Source organism: Rhodococcus sp. 077-4 (genome assembly GCF_047782425.1).
Lineage (GTDB): Bacteria > Actinomycetota > Actinomycetes > Mycobacteriales > Mycobacteriaceae > Rhodococcoides.
In genome coordinates this window covers 946,912-957,664 of the sequence record NZ_JAJPWC010000001.1, presented here as the reverse complement: position 1 = coordinate 957,664, position 10,753 = coordinate 946,912, and the positions used below count along the sequence as shown (strand labels likewise).

At 63.2% G+C, this 10,753-nt stretch carries 9 protein-coding genes; 1 reads left to right on the top strand and 8 read right to left on the bottom strand.

Features of this window, described 5'->3' with window-relative positions:
- Positions 1 to 18 precede the first annotated feature (18 nt).
- A complete protein-coding gene (locus ACNEOT_RS04680) occupies positions 19 to 462 on the bottom strand; it encodes a PIN domain-containing protein (RefSeq protein ID WP_415972524.1) in 444 nt (147 codons plus the stop codon).
- A complete protein-coding gene (locus ACNEOT_RS04675; RefSeq protein ID WP_415972522.1) occupies positions 459 to 1,319 on the bottom strand; it encodes a hypothetical protein in 861 nt (286 codons plus the stop codon). Before ACNEOT_RS04675 ends, ACNEOT_RS04680 begins: the two co-directional genes overlap by 4 nt.
- A gap of 184 nt (positions 1,320 to 1,503) precedes the next feature.
- On the opposite strand from ACNEOT_RS04675, the gene ACNEOT_RS04670 reads away from it, so the two are divergent.
- A complete protein-coding gene (locus tag ACNEOT_RS04670) occupies positions 1,504 to 2,160 on the top strand; it encodes a pyridoxamine 5'-phosphate oxidase family protein (RefSeq protein ID WP_415973653.1) in 657 nt (218 codons plus the stop codon).
- Here the strand turns inward: ACNEOT_RS04670 and tgt are convergent.
- The 6 genes from tgt to ACNEOT_RS04640 form a co-directional block, all read right to left on the bottom strand.
- The gene (tgt, locus tag ACNEOT_RS04665; RefSeq protein WP_415972520.1) at positions 2,114 to 3,352 is read right to left on the bottom strand and encodes a tRNA guanosine(34) transglycosylase Tgt; all 1,239 of its coding nucleotides are present in this window, start codon (positions 3,350 to 3,352) and stop codon (positions 2,114 to 2,116) included. The two genes, ACNEOT_RS04670 and tgt, sit on opposite strands and share 47 nt — an antisense overlap.
- Positions 3,353 to 3,410: 58 nt before the next feature.
- Positions 3,411 to 5,333 (bottom strand): ABC transporter ATP-binding protein, encoded by a 1,923-nt coding sequence (locus ACNEOT_RS04660; RefSeq protein ID WP_415973652.1) that lies wholly within the window; start codon positions 5,331 to 5,333, stop codon positions 3,411 to 3,413.
- Between the two features lie 8 nt (positions 5,334 to 5,341).
- The gene (locus ACNEOT_RS04655) at positions 5,342 to 7,072 is read right to left on the bottom strand and encodes an ABC transporter ATP-binding protein (protein ID WP_415972517.1); all 1,731 of its coding nucleotides are present in this window, start codon (positions 7,070 to 7,072) and stop codon (positions 5,342 to 5,344) included.
- Positions 7,073 to 7,158: 86 nt separating this feature from the next.
- Entirely contained in the window at positions 7,159 to 9,447 is a 2,289-nt protein-coding gene (locus ACNEOT_RS04650; protein WP_415972515.1) for an MMPL family transporter, read from the bottom strand.
- 2 nt (positions 9,448 to 9,449) lie between these two features.
- Entirely contained in the window at positions 9,450 to 10,064 is a 615-nt protein-coding gene (locus tag ACNEOT_RS04645) for a TetR family transcriptional regulator (protein WP_415972514.1), read from the bottom strand.
- Positions 10,065 to 10,159: 95 nt separating this feature from the next.
- A complete protein-coding gene (locus tag ACNEOT_RS04640) occupies positions 10,160 to 10,618 on the bottom strand; it encodes an RrF2 family transcriptional regulator (protein WP_415972512.1) in 459 nt (152 codons plus the stop codon).
- Positions 10,619 to 10,753 lie beyond the last annotated feature (135 nt).

Below are 10,753 nucleotides of genomic sequence, written 5' to 3'. Positions count from 1 at the left end.
CCGTGAGAGTCGGGGGGCTCAGCCGCCCAGAAGGGCCAGGTCCGGCGCTCCGGAATAGATGCCGTCCAGGCTCAGCAATGGCACGCCTTTCGCAATTGCGCATGCGGCGATCCAGCGATCACCGGTGTGGATTTTGGCGTGTAGCGCGTGATCTGCACTCTTGCACGCGGCGTTCAGTACTGCGTAAGCGTCGACGACCTCGCGGTCGATGGAGATCGTCGGAGCCGAGTCCAGCTTGTCCCGAGCTGCCGCTACTCTGCGCTCACCCCAGTTGCCCGCGATCGCACCTGCAAGCACTTCCGCCCTTGTCTGGAATGCGATGACGACCTGAAGCCCGGCCAACCGTGCGCGCAGGTCCGTAACTGGGTGACCGCGATGTGCAGCTCTGGCCGGGTCGATGTACAGAATGCTGAAAACATCGGTATCGAGGAGAGCAGCTCCCGGGCTCGAGGGTCTGGTCATAACCCGAGAGCAGCGAAAAACGCGTCAGCTTCGTCGTTGCTCACACCGTCGATTCCGCCGGGCTCGATACCGGGGGCATCTGCCAGGATGTCGCCGAGGGGGACGGCGTCCGAGACCCCTGTCTCCGCGACAGATTCAGGAAGCGCAGCAATCCTCGAGTTCAACAGCCTCTTCAACTGTCCGTCCGCGCCGACCTCCGGCGTACCGGTCACAGTCACATGCCTGCCGAGCAACGGGCCGAGTTCCGAGTCGTCGGCCACATCAGGCAGAGCGACTTGGTTGCCGACATCGTCCTCCACCTGAAAGCGGTGAGTGTGCAGATTTGCCGAATACAGGCGACCGACGAAAGTGCTGAGCTCGATCGACAAACTGGTAGCGACCTCCCAGGTCTCGGGTCGCAGTGCCGTCGTAGTAAAAGCCTGTCGCGTCAGCCCGCCCGCTTTGAATTCGACTTCCGGGGCAGCGCGGCGAAGTGCCGATGCCAACTCGCCCGCGGCGTGCGACAGCGAATCACTCACCCAATCCGGCCGATGGTCGAGACCGATGGACTCCACCAACTGCGCGAATTTGGCGTCGAAAGCTTCCTCGTCTGCCAGATCGAAGTCCAACGCATCCGGCCCTGCGCCCGCTCGGCGGACGAGCAGCCTTGTACTACCAGGGGCCAACCCGACGACCAGATTCGCGACGCGGTGAACCCGTGCTGGGGCGCGCCCCAGCGGATCAGCATCGGTTTCGCTTCGGCCGATGTTCATCGCTACCGATTTGAGACTCTGGACGAGTGCAATCAGGTCGTCGGCGTCCAGCTCGCCCTCGGGGGCATCCGAACCGCTGAGTCGAAACTCGAATTGAGTGGTCATGGTCATCAACTCCGCTCTGGCTCGCCCGTATTTCACCAACTTGTCCATTGTGCTCGATCGCGGCACATCCGGCGTAGGAGATTGTTGCGGTTGCCTCCGACACGTCGATTCCTTCGAGGCGGTGATGAGGCCCCGGTGTCATATGGTGAACCTCGTGCCGCCGAACAACCACTATCACCATTTGATGTTCGGCCCTGCGGCGATTGCGCGGCAGAAGGTCGACGGCAGTTACAACGCGTACGGCTCGCACACCGAGCGACCCGACGACGGCCCGACGCCTCTCGACACTCGCGAGAAGGCCATGATTCGCGCGCTGGATCAATTCCAGATCGCCACCGTCGCCGAGACCGGATGGCCCTACATCCAGTATCGAAGTGGCCCTAAGGGGTTTTTGCAGGTCCTCGACGATCACACCTTGGGCTTTGCGGACTTCGCCGGCAACCATCAGTACGTGACGGCGGCCAATCTCGATCACGACGATCGCGTCGCACTGTTTCTCGTGAATTACCCTCTGCGGCAACGACTCAAGCTCTACGGGCGGGCTCGCACCGTCGAGAAGGCCGAAGACCCCGAACTGCTGGATCGTCTGAAAAAGATCGGCGACCTGACCGTGGCCGCCACGTGCGAACGCAGCGTCGTCATCGATGTCGAGGCCTTCGACTGGAACTGCACCCGCAGCATCATTCCCCGCTACGACGCCAATTACCTCGCGGAGCTGTCCGAGGTGTACCAGCGCAAGGCGGCCGAGCGGGAACAGGAACTGCTACAGCGGATTTCGGAGCTAGAAGATCAGCTCACGCAGTCTTCGGTGCATAGAAACGACCCAGAAACTCCGTCTTGAACTCGGCGAACCGTCCCTGCTCGATCGAGGCACGAATGTCGTCGACGAGCTTCACCGTGAAGCGCTCGTTATGGATGGTGCACAGCGTCGAGGCGAGCATTTCCTTGGCCTTGAACAGGTGATGGATATAGGCCTTGGTGTAGTGCGCGCAGGTATAGCAGTCGCAGTTCTCGTCGATCGGGGTGAAGTCGCGTCGATGCTTGGCGGTGTTGATGTTGAAGCGCCCCGTCGGCACGTAGATCGCCGCATTGCGCGCTACCCGTGAGGGATTGACGCAGTCGAAGGTGTCGGCACCGTTCTCGATGGCGACGAAGAAGTCGTCCGGCTCGCTGATACCGAGCATGTGACGCGGCTTGTGTTCGGGCAGTTCCTCGTTCACCCACCGGGTGATGGTGCCCAGGTTCTGCTTCTCGAGTGCGCCGCCGATGCCGTAGCCATCGAATCCTCTGCCGCTCTCTCCGGTGATGGTCTCGAGATCGTGCGCGGCCTTGCGCCGGAGATCCTCGTACTGCGCGCCTTGGACCACCCCGAACAGCGCCTGGTACGGCTTGTCGGCCCGCTCGATGGTGAGTCGTTCGTGCTCGAGGACGCATCGCTTCGCCCACGCCTGAGTGCGATCGACCGATTTCTCTTGGTATCCGCGGGTATTCATCAGCGTGGTCAGCTCGTCGAACGCGAACATGATATCTGCCCCGAGACGGTGCTGAATCTGCATCGACACCTCGGGGGTGAAGCGATGCTTGGATCCGTCGAGATGGGACTTGAACGTCACGCCGTCGTCGTCGACGTGCGCCAGGCGCTCCTTGCCCTCGGCGATGACGTCGTCGGACTGCACGCGGGTGGCGTCCATCGAGATGACCTTCTTGAATCCGACTCCGAGTGACATCACCTGAAATCCGCCGCTGTCGGTGAACGTCGGCCCGTCCCAGTTCATGAACTTGCCCAGCCCACCGGCCTCGTCGACGATGTCCGAGCCCGGCTGCAGATACAGGTGATAGGCGTTGGCGAGCACCGCCTGCGCGCCAAGTTCCTTCATCGCCTCGGGCAGCACCGCTTTGACGGTCGCCTTGGTTCCCACCGCGATGAACGCGGGGGTGGCGATGTCGCCGTGCGGGGTGTGGATGGTGCCGGTGCGCCCGAGCTCACCGTCGAGCCGGGTGCCGATATCGAAGCCGAAACTGGAGGAACTCACCGAGTCAGTATGCCGCTGCGCGGCAGTGGTGCGGTTAAGTGCCCTCTGGGGCACCTAATCACGCCACTGCGGCGCCAGCCGCATTCAAGCGGAAGTACGCACCCCTGGCTGCGAGCAGTTCCTCGTGATCACCCTGCTCGACGATGCTGCCGTTCTCCATCACCACGATGGTGTCGGCGTCGCGGATGGTCGAGAGCCTGTGGGCGATAACAAAACTGGTGCGATCGGTGCGCAGCTTGGCGGTGGCCTTCTGCACCAGCAGTTCGGTGCGGGTGTCGACGGAGCTGGTGGCCTCGTCGAGGATGAGGATCAGCGGTTTGGCCAGGAAGGCGCGGGCGATGGTGATGAGCTGCTTCTCACCGGCGCTGACGTTGTTGCCTTCCTCGTCGATGATCGTGTCGTAGCCGTCGGGCAGAGAGTGCACGAAGCGGTCGACGTAGCTCACTCGCGCGGCCTCGAGGATTTCCTCCTCGCTCGCGCTCGGGTCGCCGTAGGCGATGTTCTCGCGAATGGTTCCGCCGAACAGCCAGGTGTCCTGGAGCACCATTCCGGTGCGGGCCCGCAGCTCTTCGCGGGTCATCTTTCGAGTGTCGACGCCGTCGAGGGTGATTCGGCCGGAATCTATCTCGTAGAACCGCATGATGAGGTTCACCAGGGTGGTCTTGCCCGCGCCGGTCGGGCCGACGATCGCCACCAGGTGCCCGGGATCGGCCACCAGAGAGAGGTTTTCGATCAGCGGGCGGTCGGTCGAGTAACCGAAGGAGACGTTCTCGAATTCGACGCGTCCACGGCGCTCGTTGGGTCGTACCGCATCGGCCGGATCGGCGTCTTCTTCCTCGGCGTCGAGGACCTCGAAGATGCGCTCGGCGGACGCCACGCCCGATTGGACCAGATTCACCATTGCACCCACCTGAGTGAGCGGTTGCGTGAACTGACGCGAGTACTGAATGAACGCCTGCACCTCACCGAGCGTGAGCGTGCCCGATGCGACCCGCAGTCCGCCGACGACGGCGATGACCACGTAGTTGATGTTCCCGAGGAACATGATGACGGGCATGATCATGCCGGAGATGAACTGCGCTCTGAAGCTCGACTGGAACAGCTTCTCGTTGCGGTCGCCGAATTCGCGTTCCACCTCTGCCTGACGGCCGAAGGCCTTGACGATCTCGTGCCCGGTGTAGGTCTCCTCGATCTGAGCGTTCAGCTTGCCGGTGTGCTTCCACTGATTGACGAAGTGCGGCTGAGACCGCTTGGCGATGACGGCAGTGACCGCGAACGAGGCCGGAATGGTCAGTACCGCAACGAGAGCCAGCAGCGGCGAGATCCAGATCATGACACCGAGGATGCCGAGGACGGTCAGAATTCCCGTGATCAACTGACTCAGCGTCTGCTGCAGACTGGTCGAGACGTTGTCGATGTCGTTGGTGACGCGGCTGAGAGTCTCACCGCGGGCATTGTTGTCGAAGTACTTCAGCGGCAGTCGATGCACCTTCGCTTCGACGCTCCCGCGCAGCAACAGGATTCGACGTTGCAGCGCGATGTTGAGGATGTATCCCTGCGCCCACGCCAACACCGAAGACAGCACGTACAGAACGAGAACCCACATCAGCACGGTCCCGACTGCGCCGAAGTCGATTCCGGCTCCAGGAGTCAGATCCGTACCGGACACCAGGTCCGCGACGGAGTCGTTGCCCTCCGCGCGGAGCTGGTCGATGGCCTGCTCTCTGGTCTGGTCGGAATCGAGCTCTCGGCCGACGACGCCGTTGAAGATCAAGTCGGTCGCGTGCCCCAGCACGGTAGGCGCGGCGACGGTCAGCACCGTGCTGGCGATACCGAATGCCAGCATCACCGACAGGAGCACCTTCTCCGGGGCGAGCAGGCCGATCAATCGCCGCAACGAGCCCTCGAAGTTTCGAGCCTTGGTACCGGGCACCACAGCTTTGGCGACGGGGGCGTCGTCCTTGCCCTCCACCTTCTCCACCTGCGCGGTCACAGTGCACCCACGGCGTGCTGCGAGTCGACGATCTCGGCGTAGGTGGGGCAATCGGCCATCAATTGGTCGTGGGTACCCACACCTACCGGCTTTCCGTCGTCGAGTACGAGTATCTGATCGGCGTCGATGATCGTCGAGACACGTTGAGCTACAACGATCATGCATGCATCTCGCGTCACCGGCCGCAGCGCCGCACGCAGATTCGCGTCGGTGGTGAGGTCGAGCGCGGAGAACGAATCGTCGAACAGGTAGATGCTGGGTTTGCGCACCAGCGCGCGAGCGATGGCGAGGCGCTGCCGCTGACCACCGGAGACCGTCGTACCGCCCTGTGCGACGGGGGTTTCCAATCCCTCGGGCATGGCGCGGACGAAATCGGCTCCCTGCGCGATCTCGAGTGCCTCCCACAGTTCGGCGTCGGTGGCATCGGACTTGCCATAGCGCAGGTTGCTCGCGATGGTGCCCGAGAACAGGTACGGCTTCTGCGGAATCAGACCGATCTCGGAACGCAGCAGATCCAGGTCGAGTTCGCGGATATCGACTCCGCCGACGCGTACCTCACCGCCGGTGACGTCGATCAGCCGCGGAATCAGGTTGACGAGAGTGGACTTTCCCGAGCCGGTGCCGCCGATGATGGCGGTGACCTTGCCTGCCTCGGCAGTCAGGTTCACTCCACACAGCACCGGATATTCGGCTCCGGGGAAAGAGAATTCGGCGTTCACCAGCTCGACCGTTCCCGGCGAGGACGCGAACGTCTTGGGCTTGTCCGGCAACACGACCGAGGATTCGGTGGCCAGCACTTCGCTGATGCGATCGGCACACACCGATGCGCGAGGCACCATCATCGCGATGAACGAGGCCATCATCACCGACATGAGGATGAGCATGATGTAGCTCAGCAGCGCTGTCAGAGAGCCGATCTGCATGGTGCCGTTGTCGATCGCGTGGCCACCGAACCAGATGACGGCCACGCTGGTGACGTTGCTGATGAGCATGACCGTCGGGAACATCAGGGCCATGAGCCGTCCGACGCGCAGCGCGGTGTCGGTGAGCGCGATGTTGGCCGCTCCGAAACGGTCGATCTCGAAATCCTCGCGAACGAAGGCTCGCACCACGCGGATGCCGGTGATCTGTTCACGCAGAACACGATTGACGGCATCGATACGCTTCTGCATCGAACGGAACGCAGGCACCATCTTGACGATGATCAGGCCCATCGAAATCGCGAGGCCGGGAACCGCGATCAGCAGAATCCAGGACAACCCGAGATCCTCGCGCAGAGACATCACGATGCCGCCGACGCACATGATCGGGGCCATCACCACGATGGTGAACCCCATGACGATCACCAACTGCACCTGCTGAACGTCGTTGGTGTTGCGGGTGATCAGCGACGGCGCACCGAACTGACCGACCTCACGAGCAGAGAAGGTGCCGACGCGATGCAGGATGGCACCGCGCAGATCGCGTCCGACACCCATGGCTGCACGAGCACCGATGAACACCGCGGCCACGGAGCTGATGATCTGCACAGCCGATACCAGCAACATCACCCCGCCTGCCGAGAGGATGTAGCCCGTGTCACCGGTGGTGACGCCCTTGTCGATGATGTCGGCGTTGAGGCTGGGGAGGAACAGTGCCGCCAGCGTTGCCACCAGTTGCAGCAGAACCAGCGCGACTATCGGCAGCTTGTACGGGGCCAGGTAGGTGCGCAGCAGGGGAATCAGCATGATGGCCGAAGATTACTCGTACACATGGATATCAGTCTCTCCGTTTCGGGCTGTACGGGCAATCTTCGGCCGGTCGATGCTGGGTGTCAGGCGTCCTTCACCGGCGCCGTCTTCAGCTTGGCCCCTTCGATGTCGACGTTCGGCAGGATCTTGTCCAGCCATTTCGGCAGCCACCAGGCCTTGTCGCCGAGCAGCGCCATCACCGACGGAATCAGCACCATGCGCACGACGAACGCGTCGAAGAACACCGCGGCGGCGAGCGCGAATCCGATGGACTTGATGAACGAGTCCGGCTCGGCGATGAACGCGGCGAACACCGAGATCATGATGACTGCGGCCGAGGTGACCACGCGTGCGCCGTACTTGAAGCCGTTGACGACGGCATCTTTGGCGGCGGCTCCGTGGACGAACTCCTCACGCATTCGCGACACGAGGAACACCTGGTAGTCCATGGCCAGGCCGAACACGACACCGATGAGGAAGATCGGCATGAAGCTGACGATCGGCTGCGGGTTGGAGATCAGGCCGAGCCCGCCCTCTTGGAAGATGAACACCGTGGCACCGAAGGTCGCGAGCACACTGAGCAAGAAGCCGACAGTTGCGGTCAGCGGCACCAAGATCGAGCGGAACACCAACATCAGCAGCACGAATGCCAGGCCGACGACCACTGCCAGGTACGGGATCAGCGCACTCTGCAGCCGGTCGGAGATGTCGATTCCGATTGCAGTCTCGCCGGTCACTCCATAGGAGACGCCCTCGCTCTGCTGCAATCCACTTTCGGCGTCGCGAAGGTTGGTCACCAGGGCTTTGGTCTGGTCACTGTTCGGTGTGCTCGACGGAGTCACCAGGATCTGAGCCGTGTCACCCGCGGGGTTGACGGCAATGATCTGTGCGTTGGTGACGTCGGGTTGACCGGTGATCGTGTCGACCACCTTGCCGAACGACGCGGTGCGATCGGCTTCTGCGACGCCGGACGCGTCGGCGATGACGAGCAGCGGGCCGTTGCGTCCCGGTCCGAAGGCTTTCTCGGTGATGTCGTATGCCTGACGAGCAGGCGTGGAGGGGTCCGAGGTGGCGATGGACGGCAGAGCGAGCGAGAGGCCGGTCGCCGGGCCCGCGATGACGCCGAGGAGCACGATGCCTCCGACGAGGCCGAGGATCGGCCTCTTGACCAGGAATCGAGCCCAACGGAGTCCGTTGGTCGGAGTGGCCTTCGGGTCCTCCGGGTCGGTGGTGTTGACGAACTTCAGCTTGCCCGCGAAGGCTTTGCCCTTGTAGACGCCGAGCATGGCGGGCAGGAACGTCAACGCGATCAAGACGGCGACCAGCACGGCAAAACCTGCGGCCAGACCCATCTGCGACAGGAAAGGGATGCCGACGACGCGTAGCGCGACGAGGGCGATCAACACGGTGGCACCGGCGAAGACGACGGCCGAGCCTGCGGTTCCCACCGACCGCCCGACGGCTTCCTCGCGATCGTCGGTCAGCGTCAGCTCGTGTCGATAGCGGGCGAGGATGAACAGGGAGTAGTCGATGGCGACGGCCAGACCGATCATGATGGCCAGGACCGGGGTGAACGAGGACAGATCGGCGAAGCCGGAGGCCGTGGTGATCGCCAGACTCGAGATACCGATGCCGACGACCGCGGTGATCAGCGGCAAGCTGGCGGCGGCGGCCGAACCGAACATGATGAGAAGAACGATGGCAGCGACGGCAAGACCGACGAGTTCCGAACTTCCACCGGGCGACGGGTTCTCCTGCGCGACGGTGCCGCCCAAGATGACGTTCAAGCCTGCATCGCGGGCCGGCTGCGCGGCGGCGTCGAGATCGCTACGAATCTGATCGGTGACGTCGGCGAGATCGACGTTGATCGGCGCGGTAACGGTGCCGACGTTGCCGTCGGGACTCAGCGGCGAGGTGGCGGCCGCATCGGCCGCTACCTTGTCGGCCGGGGTGCCTGCCTCCGTAGCCGCCTTGGTGTACTGCTCGATGATCGACTGGTTGGCCGCAACCGGATCGGCAAGTGGCGGTGCACCTTCCGCCGGCTTTGCCGCGTCGACCTTCTCGATCTCGGCGATGGTGGCGTCGATCGCCGAGGTGTACTGCGGGGTGTCGAGAGACTGGCCGTCCGGTGCCTGGAAGACGTACTCGGCGTTGACCGCTTGCAGCGGGTCTTCGGCTCCGCCGAACCGCTCCTCCTGCAGGTCGAGTGCGGCCTGAGCGGGTGTTCCGGGGATGGAGAACGAGTTGACCGTCGGTGCGGACAGCGTGGCTGCGCCAACTCCGGCGAGAACCAGAATCGCCAGCCACAGTCCGAGGACGATGCCCTTGCGTCGGTACGCGAATCTTCCGATTCGGTAGAGATAGGTAGCCACTGTCAAGCTCCTCGGTTGGGTTCGGGTAGTCCGGCTCGGAGTTGGTCGAAGGCGTCCTCGATGAGTGCCCTCGGTGTCGATGCACCTGCGGAGTCGGTGATCCAGATGTTCAAGGCAGCGGTCACAGCTCCACCGACGGCCATCTGGAGCAGGTTGGGGTAGAGGTCGGTGTCGATATCGGTACCGGTTCGCTCCGCGATGGCTTCGCCGAGTTTGCGGGTGAGCGACTGGTGCATTTCGAGCTTGCGGGCCAGCAGGGCGGGGTTGGCTTCGATCAGCCGCGCCGCCGCGAAGGTGTCGTCGAGGTCCCGGCCGGGATCGGAGACGAGGTTGATTGCTATGTGCCGCAACGAATCCCATATCGGTTCCGTCGAGGGCCTGGCTCGCAGGAGCTCGAACCATTCGAGAGCCGACGCTTCGATGTGATGGAGAACTGCTTCTTCCTTGTTGGAGAAGTAGTTGTGGAACGTGCGGGTGGAGACTCCCGCCTCGTGCGCGATGGCGTCGGCGGTGACCGCGTCGAAACCATGTTCTTTCCCCAGACGCACGGCGGCCATGCCGAGGGCGTCGCGGGTGGCGGCCTTCTTCAGATCACGAAGGCCCGTCGGAGAAGTCACGACTACCAACCTACGGAACTTGCACGACTCTGCAAGTTTGCAGTGATGTGCAATTTTGTCGATCTCGCCACACGTTGGCGCAGATATGACTCAGGTCACCGACGCGCCCATGCTGTCGGCTCGCTGATCAGCTCGCCGACGAAGTCCGGAAGATCGTCCCCCACGATGTCGGCCAACGACACGGCCTCGAGCACCGCGCGCAGATTCACGCGCACCGCCAGCCACACCCGAGTGAGCGGCTCGGCCGGACCGGCATACTCCGCATCCTCCGGCCGCTGCCCGCGCACCGACGCCAGAGGCCCCTCCACGGCACGGATCACGTCGGCAACAGAGATGTCCGACGCCTCCCGCGCCAACCAGTACCCGCCGTCGGGTCCCCGCCTACTGCACACCAGATCGGCACGACGCAGATCCGAAAGCACCGATTCGAGGAACTTGTGCGGAATGCCCTGCGCTGTGGCCAACGCTTCCGCTTTCGCGGGCCTGCGCCCACCGACCGCTGCGAGCTCGACAAGCGTCCGAACCGCATAGTCCGCTTTGGCCGTGATGTGCACGCTCAATTCCTACCATCACACTAGGGAATTAGCGAACATTCGACGGCACATATCGATGCTCGACGGCACCTCGCCCATCAGGCAGAACCCACTGGGCAGCACACGAAGGTCGTCATCGGTTCGAGATCGAATCAC

Excerpts from the sequence above, each read along its gene's own strand:
- ACNEOT_RS04680 (WP_415972524.1), bottom strand. The coding sequence starts at position 462 with ATGACCAGACCCTCGAGCCCGGGAGCTGCTCTCCTCGATACCGATGTT.
- ACNEOT_RS04675 (WP_415972522.1), bottom strand. The coding sequence starts at position 1,319 with ATGACCACTCAATTCGAGTTTCGACTCAGCGGTTCGGATGCCCCCGAG.
- ACNEOT_RS04670 (WP_415973653.1), top strand. The coding sequence starts at position 1,504 with ATGTTCGGCCCTGCGGCGATTGCGCGGCAGAAGGTCGACGGCAGTTAC.
- ACNEOT_RS04655 (WP_415972517.1), bottom strand. The coding sequence starts at position 7,072 with ATGCTGATTCCCCTGCTGCGCACCTACCTGGCCCCGTACAAGCTGCCG.